General features: G+C 29.4%; 19 protein-coding genes. 4 read left to right on the top strand and 15 right to left on the bottom strand.

The window, feature by feature from the left end; genetic code table 11:
• Positions 1-324: 324 nt before the first annotated feature.
• The 5 genes from GOQ29_RS12210 to GOQ29_RS12230 all read right to left on the bottom strand — a co-directional run bounded on the left by GOQ29_RS12210 (position 325) and on the right by GOQ29_RS12230 (position 6,876).
• Entirely contained in the window at positions 325-939 is a 615-nt protein-coding gene (locus GOQ29_RS12210; RefSeq protein WP_203372945.1) for a cyclodeaminase/cyclohydrolase family protein, read from the bottom strand.
• Positions 924-2,207, bottom strand: a complete 1,284-nt coding sequence (hutI, locus tag GOQ29_RS12215; protein ID WP_203372946.1) for an imidazolonepropionase — start codon at positions 2,205-2,207, stop codon at positions 924-926. Before hutI ends, GOQ29_RS12210 begins: the two co-directional genes overlap by 16 nt.
• A 2-nt stretch (positions 2,208-2,209) precedes the next feature.
• Complete coding sequence (gene ftcD / locus GOQ29_RS12220) at positions 2,210-3,106, bottom strand: glutamate formimidoyltransferase (protein ID WP_203372947.1); 897 nt, start codon at positions 3,104-3,106, stop codon at positions 2,210-2,212.
• Positions 3,107-3,124: 18 nt separating this feature from the next.
• Positions 3,125-5,131, bottom strand: coding sequence for a urocanate hydratase (locus tag GOQ29_RS12225; RefSeq protein WP_425475073.1), 2,007 nt, complete (start codon positions 5,129-5,131; stop codon positions 3,125-3,127).
• 65 nt (positions 5,132-5,196) lie between these two features.
• Complete coding sequence (locus GOQ29_RS12230; protein WP_203372949.1) at positions 5,197-6,876, bottom strand: formate--tetrahydrofolate ligase; 1,680 nt, start codon at positions 6,874-6,876, stop codon at positions 5,197-5,199.
• 213 nt (positions 6,877-7,089) lie between these two features.
• Here GOQ29_RS12230 and GOQ29_RS12235 point away from each other — a divergent pair, with 213 nt between their 5' ends.
• Together GOQ29_RS12235 and GOQ29_RS12240 are read left to right on the top strand one after the other, a co-directional pair.
• A complete protein-coding gene (locus GOQ29_RS12235) occupies positions 7,090-8,451 on the top strand; it encodes a YjiH family protein (RefSeq protein WP_252187620.1) in 1,362 nt (453 codons plus the stop codon).
• A 222-nt stretch (positions 8,452-8,673) separates the two neighbouring features.
• Positions 8,674-9,504, top strand: a complete 831-nt coding sequence (locus GOQ29_RS12240) for a YihY/virulence factor BrkB family protein (RefSeq protein ID WP_203372950.1) — start codon at positions 8,674-8,676, stop codon at positions 9,502-9,504.
• A gap of 79 nt (positions 9,505-9,583) precedes the next feature.
• On the opposite strand, the gene GOQ29_RS12245 is transcribed toward GOQ29_RS12240, so the two are convergent.
• The 7 genes from GOQ29_RS12245 to GOQ29_RS12275 form a co-directional block, all read right to left on the bottom strand.
• A complete protein-coding gene (locus GOQ29_RS12245; RefSeq protein WP_203372951.1) occupies positions 9,584-10,948 on the bottom strand; it encodes an MATE family efflux transporter in 1,365 nt (454 codons plus the stop codon).
• Between the two features lie 150 nt (positions 10,949-11,098).
• Positions 11,099-12,514, bottom strand: coding sequence for a Na+/H+ antiporter NhaC (gene nhaC / locus GOQ29_RS12250; RefSeq protein WP_203372952.1), 1,416 nt, complete (start codon positions 12,512-12,514; stop codon positions 11,099-11,101).
• A gap of 138 nt (positions 12,515-12,652) precedes the next feature.
• Entirely contained in the window at positions 12,653-13,507 is an 855-nt protein-coding gene (locus GOQ29_RS12255; protein ID WP_203372953.1) for a response regulator, read from the bottom strand.
• A complete protein-coding gene (locus GOQ29_RS12260; RefSeq protein WP_203372954.1) occupies positions 13,507-14,775 on the bottom strand; it encodes an ATP-binding protein in 1,269 nt (422 codons plus the stop codon). The genes GOQ29_RS12255 and GOQ29_RS12260 overlap by 1 nt, the downstream gene beginning before the upstream one ends.
• A 92-nt stretch (positions 14,776-14,867) precedes the next feature.
• The gene (locus GOQ29_RS12265) at positions 14,868-15,341 is read right to left on the bottom strand and encodes a hypothetical protein (protein ID WP_203372955.1); all 474 of its coding nucleotides are present in this window, start codon (positions 15,339-15,341) and stop codon (positions 14,868-14,870) included.
• A gap of 544 nt (positions 15,342-15,885) precedes the next feature.
• Entirely contained in the window at positions 15,886-17,310 is a 1,425-nt protein-coding gene (locus tag GOQ29_RS12270; protein ID WP_203372956.1) for a YfcC family protein, read from the bottom strand.
• 241 nt (positions 17,311-17,551) lie between these two features.
• The gene (locus GOQ29_RS12275; RefSeq protein WP_203372957.1) at positions 17,552-18,883 is read right to left on the bottom strand and encodes an alanine/glycine:cation symporter family protein; all 1,332 of its coding nucleotides are present in this window, start codon (positions 18,881-18,883) and stop codon (positions 17,552-17,554) included.
• Between the two features lie 142 nt (positions 18,884-19,025).
• On the opposite strand from GOQ29_RS12275, the gene GOQ29_RS12280 reads away from it, so the two are divergent.
• Both GOQ29_RS12280 and GOQ29_RS12285 read left to right on the top strand, forming a co-directional pair.
• Entirely contained in the window at positions 19,026-19,796 is a 771-nt protein-coding gene (locus GOQ29_RS12280) for a nitroreductase family protein (protein WP_203372958.1), read from the top strand.
• Positions 19,797-19,864: 68 nt separating this feature from the next.
• On the top strand, positions 19,865-20,734 hold the full coding sequence (locus GOQ29_RS12285) for a tRNA 2-thiocytidine biosynthesis TtcA family protein (protein WP_203372959.1): 870 nt from the start codon (positions 19,865-19,867) through the stop codon (positions 20,732-20,734).
• Positions 20,735-20,803: 69 nt separating this feature from the next.
• Here the strand turns inward: GOQ29_RS12285 and iadA are convergent, their stop codons facing one another.
• The 3 genes from iadA to GOQ29_RS12300 form a co-directional block, all read right to left on the bottom strand.
• On the bottom strand, positions 20,804-21,946 hold the full coding sequence (gene iadA, locus GOQ29_RS12290; RefSeq protein WP_203372960.1) for a beta-aspartyl-peptidase: 1,143 nt from the start codon (positions 21,944-21,946) through the stop codon (positions 20,804-20,806).
• Positions 21,947-21,959: 13 nt separating this feature from the next.
• Complete coding sequence (gene nhaC / locus GOQ29_RS12295; RefSeq protein ID WP_207750714.1) at positions 21,960-23,402, bottom strand: Na+/H+ antiporter NhaC; 1,443 nt, start codon at positions 23,400-23,402, stop codon at positions 21,960-21,962.
• Between the two features lie 71 nt (positions 23,403-23,473).
• A complete protein-coding gene (locus tag GOQ29_RS12300; RefSeq protein WP_203372961.1) occupies positions 23,474-24,871 on the bottom strand; it encodes an NAD(P)/FAD-dependent oxidoreductase in 1,398 nt (465 codons plus the stop codon).
• Positions 24,872-25,073: the final 202 nt, after the last annotated feature.

Consider the following 25,073-nt stretch of genomic DNA (forward strand, 5'->3'; position numbering starts at 1 on the left):
CCCATACAACGCATGGTACATATTAGCATTATCTTTTTTGTGATACTATGCTAATTTATAGTTATTTCTCAGCACTCCTTTAGATGTTATCATAACTACATTTGACAGTTTGGTTTTCACCGTCTCAGTATATGAACATTGGAATCTGTCGACATTTTAAGTATTTATAGGTTATTTGCAACTGTTAATCACCTCCATATTTAATCTATTATATATTTTACCCAAAACTTATATTTATAATTGTAATGGATAAAAATACCTAAATCAATATAATTAATATATTATTAATGATTTAATAGTTATTCAGGAGATATTTTTGTATTTTTATAATTCTACCATCCCTAATATCTTATTCTCTCTTTCATTAACATCTGATAATTCATCCATTTCAAATGTAATTTTCTTTACAAATTCTTCATCTTTAATAGAAATTAAATTAATCTTCACATTATATAATGCCGATAAAACAGCAGTTCTTGACAACATAGTTGCAACCAACCCATCAGTTACAGCATTCTGATTTCCTTTAAGAACTACTTTTTCTGCTAAATCAAGAATCTTATAAGCATCTTTTGCTATTTCTAAAGGTACTAATGCAGCATTTTTTAATTCCTTTTGGATTTTTTCTTTACGAATATTCTTTTCCTCTTCAGTATCTTTAGGTAATTTAAATGCTATTGTTACTCCTTCATAAGAATCTGAGTCTCTATCTATATCATTAAGGAATTTATTTCTCATATTTTCTGCAATATTTCTTATTTCTTCCATTTCTTGCTCTACTTCTTTATACTTTTTCTTTCCTACAGTAAGATTTGTAACCATCTCTACTAAACTTGCAGATACTGAAGCGCTTAATGCTGCTGCACTCCCTCCTCCAGGCATAGGTGCTTTCGATCCTAATTTTTTTGTAAACCCTTTTAAAGTTAATTCTTGTAACATAATAATCCTCCTCTATCATCCTTGTTATATATAATATTCCCATTTTTAATTACTTTTTCAACTGTACTTACCGCTATATGGTAAGGTATATAATTATAAGAAGGAAATTCATGTATTACTATATCTGCTTTTTTTCCTTCATCTATACTTCCAATCATATCTGCCTTATCTATTGCTGCAGCTGCATTTATTGTTAAAGCGTTTATAGTTTCTTCTGTAGTCATATCCATATACAATGTGGCTAAAGCTATTATTAATGGTATAGATTCCGTAAAACAACTTCCTGGATTCATATCTGTTGCCAAAGCCACAGCACATCCAGAATCGATTATATCGCGAGCTCTAGCATATCTTTCTTTTAAACTAAAAGCTGTTCCTGGTAATAAAGTTGCCACTACATTATTTTCTACCATTAATTTTATACCTCTATTAGAAGCCTGTAATAAATGATCTGCAGATATAGCACCTAATTCCGCTGACAACTCCGCTCCTCCTAAAGGAACTATTTCATCAGCATGTAACTTAATCTTTAATCCAAACTCTTTAGCTTTCTTGAGTAGTTTTCTAGATTGTTCTATTGAGAACACATTTTCTTCACAAAACACATCACAAAACTCTGCTAAATTTTTTTCTGCTACTTTCGGAAGCACATTTTCTATTATATAATCTATAAATTCATCCTGTCTTCCCTTATACTCTTCAGGAACAGCATGAGCTCCTAAAAACGTTGTAGAAATATCCAATGGATGTGTTTCATTTAACTCTTTCATAGCCTTTAATTGTTTAATTTCAGTATCTAAATCTAATCCATATCCACTTTTACCTTCTACAGAAGTTACCCCAAAACTAATCATAGAATCTAATCTTTTTCTTCCCATATCTATTAATTCATCTAAAGTAGCTTCTTTTGTAGCATCCGTACTATTGACTATTCCACCACCGCGATTCATTATTTCCATATACTCTAATCCTTTAAGACGCCATCCATACTCTTCAGCTCTATATCCTCCAAATACAAAATGAGTATGAGGATCAATGAATCCAGGTAATACACATTTATTATTAGCATCTATAACCTTATACTGGTTTTCATCTATGTTTCTTAATACATTTTCAGTTTTTCCAACTTTTTTTATAATCCCATCTTCAATTATTATAGCACCATCATTAATTATATGAAGATCGGACATTTCTTTGCCCTTTTTTTGTTTAAATCCACTACAAGTTATTATCTCATTAGCATTTTTAATTATAAGTTTATTTTTCATATCTATTCCATCATCCTAGATTCTAATACTTGATCTATAGAAAATTCCTCTACTCCTAAATAATATACTGCTGTATCAACTAAAGCTTCCATAGGTACTAATCCTATTATTTCACTTCCTACTACATTAACCCCATATCTTTTAGCTTCTATTCTGATAAGCTCAAGAGATCTATATAAAGCTGTTTTGGCATAATTAGTCATATTCATAGAAACTTGAACTATTCCTCTCTCATTCAATTCTATACCTATAGCTTTACAATATCTTAATCCACCACCACTATGTCTTACTATTTTTGCTATTTTATTAGCTATATTAATATCATCTGTATCCAAATTAACATTAAAAGCAACTAATGGCATACGAGCTCCTACTGCTGTCACTCCTGCTGTAGGATGGATTTCTGAAGAACCAAAATCAGGAATCCACTCTTCTTCCTTTATTTTATCTTTCATTCCCTCAAATTGACCTTTCCTTACCTTAGCTAAATTTTTTCTATGACTTGCAGTAGCGCTTTCTTCATATAAGAAAATAGGAAGATTATATTTTTCTGCTGCTTCCTTAGCTACTTCCTTAGATAGTTGAATAGCTTCTTCCATAGTCACATTTTTGATAGGGATAAAAGGCACTACATCTATAGCTCCCATTCTAGGATGCTGACCTTCATGTTTTGTCATATCAATTTCTTCTATAGCAACTCCCATTGCTTCTACTACCGCTTCCTTTACTTTCTCTGGTTCTCCAACTACAGTTACAACCATTCTATTATGATCTTCATCTCTTTGATAATCTAATAATTTAACTCCATCTTTCCCTCTAAAAGGATTAACTATTTTTTCTATTCTATCTAAATCTCTTCCTTCACTAAAATTTGGTACACATTCTATTACTCTTTTCATTTAATTTATCCTCCTCTATTATTTTTTTTCATTAAATACTTTTTCTACTAATCCCTTAATAAGATTATCTTTTGGGATATAAGGTATAGTTATATGATCTTCTCCCTTTCTCATATCATTGTATTCCACACAGGTACTTATAGAATTTTCATTTCTAGCCCAAGCTCTTCTAGCAACTCCTCCCATAACATCCCAAGGGATTGCTTTTCTTATTATATTATCTACTCTTTGACTTCCATCTAAAACTAAACCAAATCCACCATTTATTGACTTTCCTATACCTACTCCACCGCCATTATGAAGAGCTATTAAACTCATTCCTCTAGCTGCATTTCCTGCAAAACATTGAGTAGCCATATCTGCCATTATATTGCTTCCATCTTTTATATTTGAAGTTTCTCTAAATGGTGAATCAGTTCCACCCGTATCATGATGATCTCTACCAAGCATCACAGGACCTATTTCACCTTTTCTAACCATTTCATTAAATTTAAGAGCTATATTCATTCTACCCAGTGCATCTTGATATAATATTCTAGCTTGGGTTCCTACTACTAATTTATTTTCATCTGCATTCTTTATCCACATATAATTATCTCTATCTTGGAATCTTCTATTAGGATCTATACAACTCATTGAAGCTTCATCAGTTTTTAATAAATCTTCCCGTCTTCCACTCAAACATACCCATCTAAATGGACCATATCCATAATCAAATAATACTGGACCCATTATATCCTCTACATATGATGGGAAAATAAAACCATCTCTCTCATCTTTGCCATTTTTACATATTTCTGACACTCCAGCATCATATACTGCTTTCATAAAACTATTTCCATAATCAAAGAAATATGTTCCATTATCTACAAGATGTTTTATAACTTCATAATGTTTAACTAACGTTCTATCTACTAATTCTCTAAATTTCTTTTTATCATTCTCCAATAATTCAGTTCTCTCCTCAAAAGTCAGTCCTATAGGACAATATCCCCCATCATATACCGCATGGCATGATGTTTGATCTGATAATAAATCAATTTTTATATTATTATCAACAGCATATTCTAATAAATTCACTATATTTCCATGAAATGCAATTGCAATTGATTCCTTTTTTTCTTTATATTCTTCCGCTTTTTCAAATGCCATTTTAGGATCATCTATAATTTCACTTACCCAACCTTGATCATATCTTGTTTTAATTCTAGATTCATCTACTTCAGCTATAATTCCTACTCCGCCAGCTATTTCAATAGCTTTTCCTTGAGCACCACTCATACCACCTAATCCTGATGTTACAAATAAATGTCCTGATAAGTCTTTATCTTCTGGTATTCCTAATTTATCTCTACCAGCATTTAATATTGTACTATAAGTACCATGTACTATTCCTTGAGGTCCTATATACATCCAACCTCCAGCAGTCATCTGACCATAATTAGCTACTCCTAAAGCCATAGCCCTATGCCAATTTTCCTGATCATCAAACATTCCTATCATTAATGCATTAGTTATTATAACTCTAGGTGCTTCTGGTGAAGATTTAAATAAACCTAATGGATGTCCAGATTCAATAACTAAAGTTTGATCAACTGTTAATTTTTCCAGATATTTCTTTATAAGTCTATATTGCATCCAATTTTGACATACCTGCCCAGTTTCTCCATATGTTACTAATTCATAAGGATAAAGAGCAATATCAAAATCTAAATTATTATCGATCATTACTTGAAAAGCTTTTCCTTCAATACAATTACCCTTATATTCATCAATTGGTCTACCACTTAATTTTCCCTCTGGTCTAAATCTATAACCATAAATTCTACCCCTTGTAATTAATTCCTCTAAAAATTCCTTCGCTAATTCATTATGCCATCTTTCTGGTATATATCTTAATGCATTTTTAAGAGCTAATTCTGTATCATTTTTATTTAGATTAAATTCTCTTTTTGGTGCTCTTCTTATCTCTTCTATAAAATCAGGCTTTTTGGGTAATGCTTGAAAATCTAATTTTATTTCCATAGAATTAGATACATCCCTATTATTTAGCAATTAAATTCCCCCTCTAATTTTATTTATAATATTATCTAAAATAATCCACTGATTTCTCCATAATCAGAAATATCCATATTATTTGCTGCTGGTACTTTTGGTAATCCTGGCATTGTCATTATATTTCCTGTAAGAGCAACTAAAAATCCTGCTCCATTAGATGGCTTTATCTCTCTAACGGTAATCTTAAATCCCTCTGGTCTCCCCTTTAATGATGGATCATCAGATAATGATGATTGAGTTTTGGCCATACATATAGGCAATTTATCATACCCTAAGTCTTCTATTTCTTTTATTTGTTTCATACATTTTTTAGTATACTCAACTCCATCTGCTCCATAAATTTCTTTAGCTATTTTAGCTATTTTATCTTTAATTGACTCCTTCTCATCATATAAAGGTCTAAATTGAGTAGGTTTACTTTCTACTATTTCTACTACTTTTTTAGCTAAGTCTATTCCTCCTTCTCCTCCATTTTCCCATACTTTTGATATTACTACCGGTACATCTTCTTCATTACATTTTGCATATAGAAGTTCTAATTCCTTATCTGTATCTGTAGGGAATTTATTTATAGCTACTACCACTGGTACTCCAAATTTCTTAGTATTTTCTATATGCTTTTGAAGATTCTTATATCCATTTTCTAATGCTTCTAAATTTTCTTCGTTCAATTGAGCTTTTCTTACTCCTCCATGGCTCTTTAAAGCTCTTATTGTGGCAACTATAACTCCGCAATCGGGTTTAAGATTAGCATACCTAGATTTTATATTAAAGAATTTTTCTGCTCCTAAATCAGCTCCAAAACCAGCTTCAGTAATTGTATAATCTCCAAGTTTTAATGCTATCTTAGTTGCCATTATACTATTACATCCATGGGCAATATTAGCAAAGGGTCCACCATGAATAATCGCCGGAGTATTTTCAACGGTTTGTACTAAATTAGGCTTTATTGCTTCCTTAAGTAATATTGCTAATGAAGATGTTGCTTCCAAATCATCGCAAATTATAGGCTTATTGTCATATGTATAAGCTACTATCATTCTTCCTAGACGTTCTTTCAAATCCTTAAGACTAGTAGCTAAACATAATATAGCCATTATTTCAGAAGCTACAGTTATATCAAATCCGTCTTCCCTTGGCACTCCATTGCCTTTTCCTCCAAGACCTACAACTATATTTCTTAATGCTCTGTCATTCATATCTAATACTCTTTTCCATACTACTTTTCTTGTATCTATATTTAATTTATTTCCTTGATGAATATGATTATCTAATAATGCCGCTAATAAATTATGTGCAGTTGTTATAGCATGAATATCCCCAGTAAAATGAAGATTTATATCTTCCATAGGAACTACTTGCGAATATCCTCCTCCTGCTGCACCACCTTTTATACCAAAACATGGACCTAAAGATGGTTCTCTTAAAGTTGTTATAGCTTTTTTACCAATCTTATTAAATCCCATGGAAAGACCTATATTAGTGGTAGTTTTTCCTTCTCCTGCAGGTGTTGGATTGATTGCAGTAACTAAAACTAATTTACCATCTGGCTTATCTTTAAGCCTATCTAACACATCTAGAGAAATTTTTGCCTTATATTTTCCATATAGCTCTAATTCATCTTCCATTATGTCTGATTCCTTAGCCACTTCAATAATAGGCTTCATTTTTGCATTCTTTGCAATTTCAATATCACTAGGTACATTATTCATATAACCACTACCTTTCTTTATTATTTATCTATTATTTATTATACAATAAATAAGCCATAAAATCGTCCCATTTTCATTAATATTCTAAATAATTAATAAATTGTAATTTTTATTGAATAGACATATTTTTCAGACTATTTTTTGACTTATAATTTATGATGATTTATACTATAAATAAAATGTATTATAAAATTTTATGAGGGGGTTTTCTATTTGTATAATGAAGTGAAAAAAAGAAATTACTCTATAGGTGCTTATTTGCAATTTATAATTCCTTCACTTATAGGTATATTTCTCTTAATGATTCCTTTTAATTACGATGGTGAAACAACTATAGTAGTTGCCTTATTAGCGGATAAATTAACAAATTATGCATTCAATATTCTTCCTACTATTGTCTTAATTTTAATAAGTTTTACCACTATAGTTACTCTTATTTATAAGTTAACCAAACCTTCAATAATCGAAGAAAGTGATTTTTTAAAAGGTATCTTTAATGTTTCTACATTTTGGGTAATAGCTCGTATTATAGGTATAATTCTTGTCTTTTTAGTTTATTTTGAAGCAGGACCAGAATGGATTTGGTCTGGTGATACTGGAGGATTAATCCTCAATGACTTAATACTCTCACTTTTTTCTATATTCTTATTTGCAGGTTTCTTATTACCTTTCTTAACAGACTTTGGTCTATTAGAATTTGTAGGATCTATACTGACACCTTTAATGAGACCTGTATTTACACTTCCTGGTCGTTCATCAATTGACTGTATAGCATCTTGGGTTGGAGATGGAACTATTGGAGTTACTCTCACCAATAAGCAATATCTAGGTGGTTATTATACCGCTAGAGAAGCTTCTGTAATCGCAACTACATTTTCAGCCGTATCTATTACATTCTCTTTAGTTGTTTTGGGACAAGTTGATTTAATGCATTTATTTGGTATATATTATCTTACCATAATAATTTCAGGAATTATTGCAGCGATAATCCTACCAAAAATTCCTCCATTGTCTAGAAAATCCGATACATATTTTACTGGGGAAAATAAAGATATTGGTGAAAATGTACCAGAAGGATTTACAAATATTCAATGGGGATCTAAACTTGCTATAGAAAAAGCTAAAAAAAGCGGTAATGTTAAAAATTTTGTTGTAAATGGGACTAAAACAGTTTTTGATATGTGGTTAGGAGTTCTACCAGCTATTATGGCTTTTGGAACTATTGCATTAATAATTGCAGAAGCAACACCTATATTCCAATGGTTAGGTACTCCTTTTATTCCAATATTGAAATTATTTAATATTCCTTATGCAGTAGAAGCTGCTCAGACTATGGTCGTTGGTTTTGCAGATATGTTTTTACCTTCTGTTATAGGTGCTAGTATTCCTAGTGATATGACTCGTTTTGTTATAGCTACACTTTCTGTAACTCAATTAGTATATCTTTCAGAAGCTGGAGCAGTCATATTAGGAGCAAAGATTCCTGTTAATTTAAAAGATCTATTTTTAATATTTATAGAAAGAACTCTCGTTACTTTACCTATTATTATTCTAGTTGCTCACTTAATATTTTAATAAAAAAGCTCTTATTGGCAAATTATAAAAATATATTTAAACAGCCTCAGTTCAATATTTCATTGAACTGAGGCTGTTTCTTTACTTTTAATCTATCTACCTCTTAAAAATCAATATTCCACTTTGCCAAGAAGGACTTACTCATATTTTATAGAATATATATCAAATATATATTATAATATAGTATATATTTATCAAAACCTAGGATATAGAGGTGAATTTATGTTAGATTTAGACTGTTATAAAGTCACTAAAGTAATTACTCAACTTAAAAATAGAATAAAACAGGATGAAGTTCCAGCGTTAGGAGCCCAGCTTACATATTATTTAATATTATCATTCTTTCCTTTTTTAATTTTTTTAATAACAATTTTAAGTTATACTACATTCTCGTCTGAAGATTTTATAGTAAGATTATCTACTATATTGCCTAAACAATCTTTTGATATAGTCTATGATGTAATCAAAGAAGTTGTCGATAATGGAAGTACATCTTTATTATCATTCAGTATAATAGGCACATTATGGAGTGCTTCTAATGGAGTGGCTGCTATGATTAAAGGGTTAAATAAGTCTTATAATCAAAATGAAAATAGATCTTTTTTTAAATTACGAGGCTATGGAATATTAATAACTATAGCACTCTCTTTAGGTATCATATTAGCTTTTACATTATTAGTATTTGGAGAAGTTCTTGGAAACTATATATTTAATGCCTTAGGTCTATCATATTATTTTAAAATCTTTTGGAATATTGTAAGACTTATATTTCCTATATTCTTATTAATACTTGTTTTTATTCTATTTTATAAATTTGCACCTAATAAAAAATTAAAAATTAAAGATGTTTTTCCAGGAGCTATATTTAGTACATTCTCTTGGATTACAATATCATTAGTATTTTCTTACTACGTTAATAATTTTAGTAATTATACCAAAGTTTATGGTAGTATTGGAGGAATAATCATACTTCTTATTTGGTTATATATTAGTAGCATAATAGTGCTTATAGGTGGAGAACTAAATGCAACTTTATCTTATGTAGATGATTAGAAGATCAATTTATTGATCTTCTAATTAAATACTATTTTAGCTAATAATATTTTGCCCCCAAAAATATGTTATATTTGTTTTATATATCTTCAATCACATTTTTTATCCACTTCTTTGATATAATTCTAGGTATACCTATAATGGACTTTACAACTTCTTCTAAAGATACTAATGCTACTACTAAATATACATCTAAATGAAGTACATGACCTCCTATAATTGCCATAGGAACACCTACCGTCCAAACACTTCCAGCCTCTAAAAATAATGAAAAAGTAGTGTCTCCTCCTCCTCTCAATGTGCCAACTATTAAAGTAGTGTTAAATACCTTAAAAGCCATAAATATAGCAAATATAATTAATATTTTTTCAACATTAGACCTTACTATATCTGATACATCAAAGAAACTTAAAATCACAGGAGAAAATGCTACTATCAAAATTCCTATGATTATACCAATAATGGGGGTAAGAATCGAAAATCGTCTAGCATAATCTTCTGCTAATTCTTCTTCTCCAGCCCCAATATTATTACCTATCATTACAGAACATGCATTTCCTATTCCCATAGATACTACCATAAATACCTGTTGAACTGTATTAGAAATTTGAACCGATGCAAAAGCTTCTGTACTAATTCTGCCATATACAGCTGAATATGTAATTGTACCCAATGCCCAAAAAGCTTCATTTAAAATTACAGGAGTTGTAGTTTTTAATATTCTACTTATAAAGTCCTTTGATAATTCAAACATTTCTTTTATTTTTGCATTTAACACAAATCCCTTATAATATATTACAGATATTAAAAATACTGCTTCAACAATTCTTGCAATTAATGTTGCTATTGCTGCTCCCCTTATACCTAAGCTAGGAAACCCAAAATTGCCAAATATCAATATATAATTTAATAAAGTATTTAATCCTAATGATGTAGCACTTACTATCATAGGTAATTTAGCTTTTCCTATACTTCTACATGCAAATGCATAAGAAAAAGTTATTGCTGTAATTATATAAGAAAAACATATAATTACTAAATATTGACTTCCTAGCTCTATCACAGTGGGATCATTAGTAAACAAGGATAAAATCCCCTTAGGTATAATCAAAGCTGCTAATGTAAATATTAATGCCAATGAAACACCACTACCTATAGCAAAACCTAATACCCTTCTAATATTAGTTATATCTCTTTTCCCCCAATATTGAGATATAAAAATTGCAGAACCGCTGTTTAATCCGAATAACAATAATGAAAAAAAGAAAAATAGCTGATTTGCTATTCCTACAGCAGCAATAGGAGTCTCTCCCAATTGCCCTATCATCACTGTATCCACCATGTTTAAAGAAGATGAAATTAGATTTTGTAATGATATTGGTAATGCAATATATATCATCTTTTTATAAAAATCTTTATCTGAAAATAATCCTTTAGCTATCATGTCAAATCCCCCCTTCAGCCTTTTATATCTTATTATTATATTATTATACTCCTTTATTAAATACTAATCTATATAAATAATAATTAAAAAAAATATTAAATTTAAACACAAAAAATAACAGGCATCCAAATTGGATACCTGTTACATATATTATGCAACTTTTTCACTGTCCTGATTTTCATCTAATTTCTCCATTGTTAAACCTGTAAACCCATAGAATATTGATATTAGTGGATTAAGTAAATTCACAAATGCAAAAGGTGCAAATGCAAAAGGATGAACCCCTAATGTTTGATACATAAATGATCCACAAGTATTCCATGGAACAAGAGGTGATGTAAGAGTTCCTGAATCTTCTAATACTCTAGATAAGTTCTTAGGATGTAATCCTCTTTCCCTATAAATATCTTTATACATTCTTCCTGGAATAACAATAGATAAATATTGATCTCCTGCTACTAAGTTTATTCCAATAGCAGTTAATATAGTGGATAATACCAATGAACCTGTACTATTTGCAAAAGATAATATTTTCTCTGCAATAGCATAAAGCATTCCTGTCTTTTCCATTACTCCACCAAAAGACATTGCGGCAAGAATTAATGATACAGTCCACATCATTCCATCTAATCCTCCACCACTCAACAGTTCATCTACTGATTCTATTCCTGATGTTGATTCAAATCCATAGTGAGCAGCTTCTATTATGTCTCCAAGATTTGCTCCTTGGAATATGACTGCAAGTATACCTCCAACAAATACTCCTCCTATTAATCCAGGAATTGCTGGAATTTTAAATACAACTAATGCTATTACTATTAAAGGTGCAATAAATAATAATGGTGATATAGTAAATTGTTGTGATAATCCTTCTAATATGACATTGATTGTGTCTACATTTGATTCTGCTCCAGAGTATCTCATGCCAATAATTCCATATAATATTAATGCAATTACATAACTAGGACCAGTTGTATAAAGCATATGTCTAATATGATCAAAAATATTTGATCCTGCCATAGCTGGTGCTAAATTTGTAGTATCAGATAATGGTGACATCTTATCTCCTGCATAAGCACCAGATATTATAGCACCTGCGACTATAGGCAAAGGTATTCCTAATCCTTCTCCAATACCTATTAATGCAATACCAACAGTTCCTGCAGTTGTCCAAGAACTCCCTGTAGATAACGCTACAATAGTTGAGAGTATAGTAGTTGCTATCAAAAATATACCTGGTGATAAAATTTGTAATCCATAGTATATCATTGTAGGCACTACTCCTGATAAAATCCAAGTACCAATCAACATACCAATAATCATCAATATTAATACTGCCTGCATAGACATTTTTATAGAGTCTACCATGCCTTCTTCTATTTCATTCCACTTATATCCTGCTTTTATACTTATTGCTGCTGCTACTACAGTTGACAAAACAAGAGGTATATGTGGATCTGCCCCATATATTTGTATTGCTACAAATAATGATAATATTAAGAATACAATTGGTATTAATGCTAACCCGAAGGTTATCTTTTTAGAATTACTATAATCATCTGACATCAAAGTCCCCCTTAATTATTTTATATTTACATTATAAGAAGGAGAATTAAAAAAATACAAAATAGTTTAGAAAGACTCAAATTTTTTGTCAAATTTTCTGAATCTTATATTTATACAACCCTATTGTTAAATATTATACTAATTTCGCTTTCTATTCATATCTTTCTCTATCATTAAGCTATCTATAAATTTTCTTATACTAATTCTTCCACCTGACTTACTTTTTCCTCTTATATAATCCATTTCGGATCTTACATCTTCAAAATTAAATAATCTATTAGAATATCTATTAAATATTTCATTCATATAATCTTCTAAGCCTAAATGTGCTATATTTGACAACCCCTTATTTATAGCTCTTCTTATTCTTTGTTCTGCTGCTGTAGAGTTGTCCGTTGTAATATCACATATTTCTTTTATTTTATAATCAAAAATACTAGAATTACTTTCTATTAAATAGGCACATATCTTTAGTATATCTTCTGTTCCTTTTTCTCCTATAATACCCAATTTATTTAATATCCTCTTTATATAATCTAATTCATCTATTGAAGAACTTTTTTCCTTCTTATTTGAAGATGTATCTTTAAACATTTTTTCAATTTTTCTTAATTTTCTTTTCATTTCTATGCTTTCAGATACATTTTTTAATACTCTTATAATTTCTATAATATTTATAGGCTTACTAATAAAAAAATCTACACCTTTATCATATGCTTTTTCTATAATTTTTTTTGAATCTACCTGAGATATCATAACAAATTTAATATCTTTTTTTATTTTTTTAATCCTATCAATTAATTCAACTCCATCTATCTTTGGCATCAATAGATCAACTAATATTATATCTGGTAATATTTTTTGTATTTCATTAAATGCTTCCTCACTATCTGAAGAAATTCCTACAATCTTACCTAAATCATTATCTTCAATAATGTTTTCTAAAGATTTAATAATTCCAACATCATCATCTACAATATATAACTTTAACATTATTTTTCCTCCAATTTTTCCTTAGGTATAATTATTCTAAAAATAGTAACTCCCCTCTTAGATTCTACCACTATCTTCCCATTAAATATATTTTCTACTATATCCTTTACAAGAGTTAAGCCAATTCCTCTCTTTATATCTCCTGAATTACTATTAAATTTAGTAGAAAACCCAGGATGAAATATATATTTAATATTTTTATCCTTTATACCTTTACCATTGTCTTTGATTATAAATTCATATTCATCACCCTTTTTTCTAAAAATTAAATTAATTTCACCTACACTATCTCCTATTGATTCTATTGAATTCATAAATAAATTTCTTAATATAGACATTATATAATAATGGTTTATAACCTGTATATCTTTTTCTATATCAAAATTCATCTCTATATTTAAATTATTCTTATTTATATATGAAACTAAATTCTTTTTTAAAATATCTACTATACCTCTTAATGTCATGATTTCTTCTTCTATTTTATCCGTCATTATTCCATCTATTCCATCAATTACACGCATATAATTCTTCTTTATTTCATGAACATCTTTAGATATTTTGAGAGCTAATTCTCTTTCCTCTATTTTATCATTATCATCCAATCTTTCATATAATTCATAAGCATTGGTCATTATTTTTTCTATATAATCAATATTCATATTCATATAATAAGTTTCACTTCTCAGATCTAAAGAAAAATCCAACAACTTTCTATATCTTTCTTCATGTTCTTTTTTCACAATTAATAATCTATAATAATTTATTGTCAATACTATTAGAAATGCTAAACCCCCTCTAATTATAGCAATAATAAATAAAGCTGGTATCTCATATTCAGAATTATATATTCCATATATATATATTCTAAAAAAAACTTCAGCTATATTTGATAAAAAATCACATAATATAATAGCAATCAGCCATGATGGTGGATTGGGTTTTTTTAACTTATAATATAAAAAATAGTAAAATATTCCATATGCGATATAGAATGCTGTTTCAGGATAACTACTATACAAAGCCTCCATAAAAGTATCTCCTGATAAAGTCATAAATAAACTTCTTGCAAGTATACTTATGATACCCGTATATATAGAGGTTATTATTGGATTAAGTTCTTTATATATGTATAAAAGAATAGGAAACACTACAACTGACAATGTTATTCTAAATCCTTCAACTATATATCCAAAGTAAAACAATGAAGCAACTGAATCAATTAAAGCTATATAAGTCATCTTTTTCAACTTATGTATGTCAATCATTTAATCACTCCTATAATTATGTTTCAATTATAGTATATCATTTATGGAATTTTAAATTATAAAAAAAGAACTAGATTATCTAGTTCTTTTTCTTATTTATCAGATTTTATAAAATATTTTATGTTCATTATGTTTTTTTCTCTTTCAAATATGATTTCTGATAATACTTTATATGCTACAGTAGTATTATCTTTTTTTGTTCTTAATAATCTACCTTGCATATCTATAAGTAACCCCTTATTCATCTCTTCATATTCCAAAGCATAATTTAACAACTGTTCTAAGGTATCAAATTTCTTATCTACAATTCTTATATTAAATTGATTTATTAGAAATGAAATTTTATCGTATATATCAAAATCAATGTGTTGATTCGCCCCTGAACTATTTTCTTTCTTTATATCCTCATAATACCTTATATGCCTTTCCTTTTCCTTCACTAATATTCGTGATATTATTTCAATTCTTCGCATATCAGTAGAATTAGCAATATTCACATATACTTTTTTTATTTTTTCCTCTGTTTTTATTAACTTATTTAATATATCTATTATGGAGTATGCCATCTATACCTCCTTATATGATTTGATTCTAAGATAGAACTACGGCACTATAGTTTTATAGTTCCACAACACTAAAATAATACTACTAAAAGTGTTAACTGTCAACTTATTATTTGAATAATATAATATTCTTTATCACATTAATCACCAAGTTTTTAACCATTCATATAATATATTAGTAATAAAAATAAGCTTTAAATATAACATTTTTTACTTATTTAATTATAATCTAAAAGGAGGTTTTGTCATATGTCAGAAGTTAAAACCCTTGGAAAATTTCTAGGAGGCTGTGACACTGAATTATTGTTCTTCTTCCTTATTTTAGTCATTCTTTTTAGTTACTGTTACAGCAATTAATAAAGGAGGTATATATATGTCTGGATTTAGAAGAGGCTTCGGAGGTTTTTTCGATGGATGTAATTCTGAATTACTATTCTTCTTCCTTCTATTAGTAGTATTATTCTGTTACTGCTAAATTTTAATTAGAAGAACGTATAAAAACATGGGTGTTTAAACACCCATGTTTTTACTAAATTTATTTTAATATTTAAATAAATACTCCTAACATTAAAGCTAATATAGTCATTATAAATACCATGGCCAATAATTTCCATACATATTTAAGCCATTTACTATAAGGAACTCTACCTATAGCCAATCCACCCATTACAACAGCAGATGTAGGAGTTACTAAATTAACTATACCAGATGCTGATTGATAAGCAGTTATAACTAATGTTCTTGCTACATTTGCAAAATCTCCTAATGGTGCCATAATAGGCATTGATACCGTGGCTAACCCCGATGTAGATGGAATCAAGAATGATAATGGAATATAGAATAAATATGTTAATATTATAAACGGAATACTTCCTGCTTCAGCTAATGTAGTCTCACCAGCATGTAAAACTGTAGCTGTAATATTACCTGCATTCATAACCACTGTTATACCACGAGATACACCAACGATTAAAGCAACACCCAATAAATCTCTAGCTCCATTTACAAAACAACCAACAAATTCTTCTTCTCCAAATTCATCATTACCAACAGCATAAACAATTCCTATCACTATTGCTGCTACTAAGAATAAAGCTGTCAGTTCCTCAAACCACCACCATAAGGTTGGTATAGCTTCTATATTAAAATCTTCTAATGGTAATACTCCATAAATCATGACAACAAATGTTAATGCAAATAATGCTAATATTAAAATTCTTTTACCAGTTAATTCTGGGAATGAATCTTTATCTTCATCGCCTAAGAAATGTTTCTCATTTTCTTCTTTCATATCTGCTACAAGAGATTTAGAAGGATCTTCTTTAACCTTTTTAGCATATCTAATAGTATATATAATACCTATTATTTCTCCTGCAAAAAGGATTAAAAGTCTCATACCTATACCACCACCTAATGGAACATCTGCAAATCCTGATGCTACACCAGTAGCAAATGGATTAACAGTAGAACCTAACACTCCTAAACCTGCACCTAACAGGATAACAGATACCCCTGTAACAGCATCATATCCAGCAGCTATAAATATCGGAACTATAAGAGGATAAAAAGCTATACTTTCCTCTGCCATACCATAAGTACTGCCTCCTATAGCAAATAACGCCATAAGAATAATTATCATCCAGCTTTCTTTTCCTTTAAAAATTTCTACTACTTTTGCAATTCCTGCATCAATAGCTCCTGTTTTCATAACTATACCTAAAAATCCACCAACAGCTAATACGAATAAGGCTATATCAACAGCATCATAAAATCCCTTAATTGGTGCAGTCATTACATCAGAAATACCTTGTGGAGTAGTCTCCTCTTCTGGTAATTCCTCATAAGTACCTGGAATTGGTGCTCCTTCTTCATTTTCTTCATATTGTCCAGCTGGAACTACCCAAGTTAAAATAGCCACAACTATTATAATTGCAATAAGTATACTATATGCGCTAGGCATCTTAAACTTCATATTAAACACTCCTCTACATATATTTTGTTCATATTAAATTATCCCCAAGATTTCTAAATATAATCCTTATACTGTATATTTCTTCACACTTTTATGTACATAAAAATAATTTTTCTAGGGCAAAATTGATATATATATGTATCAATTTTGCCCTAGAATTAATATATCATAATATTTCTTTTCTGCAAAGTATTTCTTGAATAAATATTAATAATGTAAATTATTATACATTCTTAATATTTTATATTCTATCTTTATCAAAATATTTTCTAGTCTCTAATACAACCAATCCACTTAACCCAATAAGACCTATCAAGTTTGGTGCCGCCATAAGGGCATTCATTATATCGGCTACTAACCATACGGGCTCTAAATTAGCAACTGCTCCTATTACTATAGCAACAACAAATATTACCCTATAAAATTTTATAGATTTTGTTCCAAATAAATATTCTAAACATTTCTCACCATAATAACTCCATCCCAATATAGTAGAAAATGCAAAGAATATTATGCCTAAAGATACAATAAATCCTCCAGGTCCTGGAAGCCCTTTATTAAAAGCTTCACTTGTAAGCTCTACTCCATTCAATCCTGATGCCCAGGCTCCAGTGCTTATAATTACTAAACCTGTAAATGTACAAACTATAATTGTATCTATAAATGTATCAAGCATTGCAATTAAACCTTGCTGAACAGGGGTTTCTGTTTGAGCCGCTGCTTGAGCTATAGGAGCACTTCCAAGACCCGCTTCATTAGAAAATACTCCTCTAGCTACTCCATTTTTAATTGCATACATTACTGTAGAACCAGCAAATCCTCCTATTGCCGCAGTTCCTGTAAATGCATCAGAAAAAATTAAACTAAATGCACCAGGTAATTTTTCTGCATTAAACATTAATATAATCAAACAACCTAAAATATAGCCTCCTGCCATAAAAGGAACTAATATACCCGTAACCTTACCTATATTTTTTATACCGCCAATTATTACAAGACCAACAAACAAAGCAATTACTATTCCAGTTATTAATGGTGGTATATTAAAACTATTATTCATTGCATCTGATATTGAATTTGACTGAACAGTATTACCAATTCCAAAAGAAGCTATTACAGCAAATAATGCAAATAGTTGTCCTAGCCATTTTTTATTCAATCCTCTTTCAATATAATACATAGGCCCACCAGCTATTTCTCCATCTTTTTTTCTAATTCTATATTTAATAGCTAATACTGTTTCAGCATACTTAGTTGCCATACCAAAGAAAGCAGTAATCCACATCCAAAATAATGCTCCAGGACCTCCAGCTGCTATTGCAGTAGCAACACCAACTATATTTCCTGTACCAATTGATGCTGCCAAAGCTGTAGTTAAAGCCTGGAAAGGAGATATATCTCCTTCTTTATCACTCTTCCTAAATAAATTTTTAAAAGATACATTAAATTTAAACAATTGAATCAACTTTAGTCTAATACTTAAAAATATTCCTGTTCCCAATAACAAAATAAGTAATGGTGTTCCCCAAATAAAATCACTAGTAGCTTTTAATAACTCTGTAAAATTATTCATATCTTACCTCCTTTAAATGTAATACATTTATTATATGTTTTTGCTAATTTATTATCAAATATGTTAAAAATGTTAAAGGAATTTTATATAATTTTATAGAATATTTAATATAATGATAATTTAAATTTAAGGAGGTTTTTATATGAATGAAATACTGAAAATATTAAATAATAGAATGTCATTAAGAAAATATCAAAATAAACCTATATCAGAAGAACATTTAGAACAGCTACTTCATTCCACAATGCGAGCACCAACTGCTGGAAATATGATGCTATATTCTATATTAATTATTAAAGATAAAGATAAAATAAAAAAACTAAGTGAAACTTGTGATAATCAAGCTTTCATTGCTAAAGCTCCTCTAGTATTAATATTTTTAGCCGATATGCAAAGATGGAGTGATTACCTACATTATTGCGATATTGAAAAATTTTGTGAAGAAAAAGGTATGAAATATAATGGAGCAAATAACGCAGACCTTTTCTTATCTATATCAGATACAATGATTGCAGCTCAAAATGCTGTAATTGCAGGAGAATCTTTAGGAATAGGTTCCTGTTATATTGGTGATATTATGGAAAACTATGAAATACACAAAGAAATATTTCATTTGCCCGACAAAGTATTCCCAATTGGTATGCTGTGTTTAGGATATTATCCTGAAAACATAAAAAGAACTGTACAATCTAGATTTGATAAAAAATATATAGTCTTTAATGAAAAATACAAAAGACTTTCAAATGAAGACTTTAATGATATGTATGATCATTTAAATAAAAAATTTAATCATAATAACTCCTTTGAAGCAAAAAATATTGGGCAATTAGTCTACTCAAAAAAATTTGGTGCTCCTTTCTTTAAAGAAATGGAAAGATCAGTAAATGTTATAATGGAACATTGGAATAGGTAGTTAACAACTAAATACAATTAATGTTATAATATATTAGCATATGAACAAAAGAAAAAAGAGGTGATATAATGAGTAAATTAGCTGGAGAAGGTTGTGAACAATTAATACCCAATGAAGATAAATTACCTTTAAAAGATATAGAAAGAAATATTATTAAAAAATATAGAAAGTATCTTTGGTCTCCCTTTGTAAAAGCCATAGATAATTATAATCTTTTAGAAGAAGGAGATAAAATAGCTGTAGCTATATCTGGAGGTAAGGATAGTTTGCTTTTAGCTAAGCTGTTCCAAGAACTTAAATGTCATGGTAAAATAAAATTTGATATTGAATTTTTAGCAATGGATCCAGGATATCATCCTGATATTAAAAAACTACTTATAGAAAATTGTGAATATCTTGGAATTCCTTTAAAAGTATTTGAGTCAAAAATTTTTGAGATAGCTGACAATAAAGCCAATGATTATCCTTGCTATCTATGTGCTAGAATGCGAAGAGGAGCCTTATATAGAAAATCATTAGAATTAGGATGCAATAAACTTGCTCTGGGACATCATTTCAACGATGTTATTGAAACTACTATGTTAAATGTTTTATACTCCGGTAACTTCAAAACTATGTTACCTAAGTTAAAGTCTCAAAATTACAAAGGCATAGAATTAATTAGACCTATGTATTATATAAGAGAGGACGATATAGAAAGATTTACAAAAACTAGTGGAATATGGCCCTTAAACTGTGCTTGTATGGTTGCGGCTAAAAAAATCGGTAATAAAAGATATGAAATAAAAAGTCTTATAAAAGAACTTAAAGGAAATTTTGTAGATGTAGATAAATCCATATTTAAAGCAGCAGAAAATGTTAATATAAATCGTATTCTAGGTTGGAAAAAAGATAATAAAAAGTATTCTTATCTAGACTTTTATAACAAAAAAGAATAGGTTTATTGAATAAGTAAAGACGATTACCAATTATTTCAAAAAAGTAATCGTCTTTTGTATCAATATTATTTATTCATATGTTCCTTTTACAAGTAATTCATTTTCATGCATCATTAATTTACCTTTTGATATTACAGAATCTAAACTCATGTCTTTGTTTAGAATCAATAAATCTGCATCTGAATTTGCTTTTATAATACCTTTCTCTGGATATAAATGTAATGCTTTTGATACATTTAAAGTAAAGAATTTCAATGCTTCTTCAATTTCAAATTCTTCTTCTATTATCATTTTATTTAATTCATTTAAAAGGTTACTTACTGAAGAAACTCCTATTTCTAATAAGTTTCCATATTCATCGTAATTTGAAAAACTTCCATATCCATCAGAACTAATCAATATATTTTCTAAAGGTACATTTTCTTCCTTAGCTAATTTTATTACATTTTTTGGAGATAAATCTTCATATATTCCACATGTAAGGTCAATTATACCTCCTCTTTTAGCATAATCAAAAGATTCCATAAGTAATTCTTTTTTCCTATTTACATGAGTAGGTATTATAGTTCTAATAGGAATTTCAGTTTTTTCTAGTACTTTATTTATTAAACCTAAATTTTCTTTACCCATTCCCATATGCGCTATAACAATACCTGCCTTACCAGAAATCATACCTGCCACTCTTGTATCTGATGCAAGACGAGCTAATTCATAATCACTTAAACTAGAAGATCTATGATCAGAAAGAGCTATTTTCGCTCCTATAATTTCTTCAATAAACACTATATCCTTTTTTACACTATCAGTTAATGTAGTAGAAGGATAACTATATCCCCCAGTGTGGACAAATACAGAAATTCCTTCTTCTTTTAATCCTTTTGCCTTTGCAACTAAGTTTTCTATATTTCTAGTAGTAGAATCAGTACCAAGCAGTCCTACTACAGTAGTAATACCACCTTCAATTAATTTAGACAAAGTGATTTCTGGCACCCTTGTTTTAAAACTGCCTTCTCCTCCACCACCTGTTATATGAACGTGATTATCTATTAAGCCTGGTACTAATATTTTACCTTTTCCATCTATTACTTTTACTTTTTTATTGAATTTTTCTATTTTTTCTTCCATTAAAGTAATTTTATCATTTGCAATTAATACATCTTTCTTACCTATATATTTTGGCGAATAAATTTCAATATCTCTTATTAATAACATCTTCTCATCCCTTCTATGCTCTTTTTTCTGTTTTATCTAATTGTATATTCGGTTTTAATTTAGCTATACCAATTCCTGTAAAGGCAAATATTATAGCAAATATTATTCCTGTGTAATTAAGTACCGCCCAAGGAAGATATTTAATAGTAGGTACACCTAATGTAACCGTCATATATGCCCCAGCAGCTGACCAAGGTACAAGTGGTACTATAACTGTTCCTGAATCTTCAAGTGTTCTAGATAAATTTTTAGGAGCTAAATTTTTACGTATATATGCATCCTTAAATAATTCTCCAGGTATTAATATTGACAAATAAGAACTTCCGGTTACAAAAGCTACTGTAAAACATGATGCGATTGTAGATAATATTATACCTGCTGTAGATTTCACTTTACTAAGTAGTGCATCTAAAACTACATCAAGCATTCCAGCTACACTAATAATCCCTGCAAAACCCATAGCTGAAAATATAAGTACGGTTGTAGTAGTAACAGAAGCTACTCCCCCTCTGTTTATAAGGGTAGTTACCACATCAGAAACTTCCCCCTCATAACCTATCATATCTACACTAAAACCTTGTATTAAAGATGTAAAACCATTTTGGAATGAAAAACCTTGTACAAAAGCTCCAAGCATTATTGATATTAAACTAGTTCCAAGCATTGTAGGAATGGTTGGTAGTTTAAAAACTGATCCTGCAATAATCATGAGAACAGGTAATAATAAAATTATATTCCAATTAAATATATCACTTAATTGACTTTGTAATGTAATTACTGATTCTGGAGTAGTAACATTACCACTAGAACCAAGCCCTACAATAAAATATACAATTAAAGATACTATCATTGCAGGTATGGTAGTATAAAGCATATGTCTAATATGTTCATATAATTCGGAACCTGCAGCTATTGGTGCTAAATTTGTTGTATCAGAAAGTGGTGATAATTTATCACCAAAATATGCACCTGCCACTACTGCACCTGCTGTAGCAGGAAGTGATACTCCAAGTCCTCTAGCTATACCCATAATAGCAACACCTATAGTACCTGCTGAACCCCAAGATGTTCCAGTAACAATTGAAAGTATCGCAGATATAATAAATGCAGTAACTAATAAAAATTTGGGACTCACTATATCTACTCCATAATATATAATCATAGGTACTGTTCCAGAAAACATCCAAGAACCAATCAAAAATCCAACGCTCCATAAAATTAAAGTAGCTGGTAATGCACTAGAAATTTTATCAATTATTCCCTTCTGCATATCTTTCCATGTATAACCTAGATTCCACGCAATTATTCCAGCTATAAATGCAGATATTATAATTATAGGCTCTGCCCTAAAACCTAGAAATCCTACACCAAACGTAAGGGCAAAAATCATAAATAATAAAGGAATAAGCCCTTCTAATAATGTAGGTTTTCTTTTCACTTTTTCTTTCTTTGCCATAATATTCACTCCCTATATAATATTAAATATTTGTAATATTTAAAGCTCCTAAATATTTAGGAGCTTTTTGGCTATGAGATTTTTCTCGCCACCATTACACCCATTACAGAAGCCATCATAAGTCCCCTAGTCCATCCACTAGAATCTCCTAAAGAATACAATCCTTTGATATTTGTTTCAAAGTTTTGATCAATATCTATTTTATTACTATAAAATTTAACTTCCGGTCCATATAGCAAAGTCTCTCTACTAGCAAAACCAGGAACTACTATATTTAATGATTGAATAAAATTAAGTATATTCAACATAGGCCTATAAGGTATTGCTGAAGTTATATCTCCTGCTACAGCATCTGGTAATGTAGGCTTTACATTTGTTCTATCTAATTCTTCCTGCCAAGTTCTTTTACCATCCAATATATCTCCATATCTTTGAACTAATATTTTTCCATCCCCAAGCATATTAACTAATTCAGATACCTTTTTACCATATTCTATAGGTTGATTAAAAGGCTTAGTAAAATTATGAGAACTTAATATAGCCAAATTTGTATTATATGATTTTTTATCCTTATAAGAATGTCCATTAACTATAGCTAAATTATTATCATAATTTTCTTGACTTACAAATCCTCCTGGATTTTGGCAAAATGTTCTAACCTTATTTTTAAAGGGACCAGGATACCCTATTAATTTTGATTCATATAATACGTTATTCACCTTTTCCATTACTTCATTTCTTACTTCTACTCTAACTCCTATATCTACAGTACCAGCACTATGGTTAATTCCATGCTTTATACACATATTTTTTAGCCAATCAGCTCCCTTTCTTCCAGTAGCTATTATTACTTTGTCTGATAGTACATCCTCCCTTTTTTTCTTACTTTTAGAATCTACTGCTTTTATTCCTTTAATTACTTCATTTTCTACTATTAAATCTTCTACTAAAGTATCAAATTTTATCTCTACACCATTATCTAATAAATATTCTTGTATCTTATAGTATATTTCTTGAGCCTTTTCTGTGCCAAGATGTCTTATGGGACAATCTACTAATTTCAAACCTGCTTCAATAGATTTTCTTCGTATATCCTTTATACCTTCATTATCTTCTAAGCCTTCAATTTTAGAATCTGCTCCAAACTCTAAATATATATCATCTGTATAATTTATCATTTCCTGGGCAACTCTGTTTCCTATTAATTTAGGTAAATCTCCCCCAACTTCATAACTCAAAGATAATTTACCATCTGAAAAGGCCCCAGCTCCAGAAAATCCTGTAGTTATATGGCAATAGGGCTTACATGATACACATTCTAAAGTTTTATCTTTGGGACAATTTCTCTTTTCAATTCTAGTCCCTTTTTCAATTAACAAAATCTTCTTATTATAATTTTTTTTAATTAATTCCAAAGCAGTGAAAATTCCAGAAGGACCTGCTCCAACAATTATCAAGTCATAGTTCATATTAACCCCTCCAATAAATAATCGAATTATATACTTATATTATATAATATAGTTCACATTGAGTCGAATCTATATTTATATAATATAAGCATAATATGTTAATTCTAAAAATGATTATCATTTTATTAAATCATTTTCATTACAGAACTTATGAGCGAGAAAGCCCACTTCTTCAGATGTGGGATGAAAGGGATATTTTTTA

The organism is Anaeromonas gelatinilytica, from assembly GCF_016820635.1.
Taxonomy (GTDB): domain Bacteria; phylum Bacillota; class Clostridia; order Tissierellales; family SIT17; genus Anaeromonas; species Anaeromonas gelatinilytica.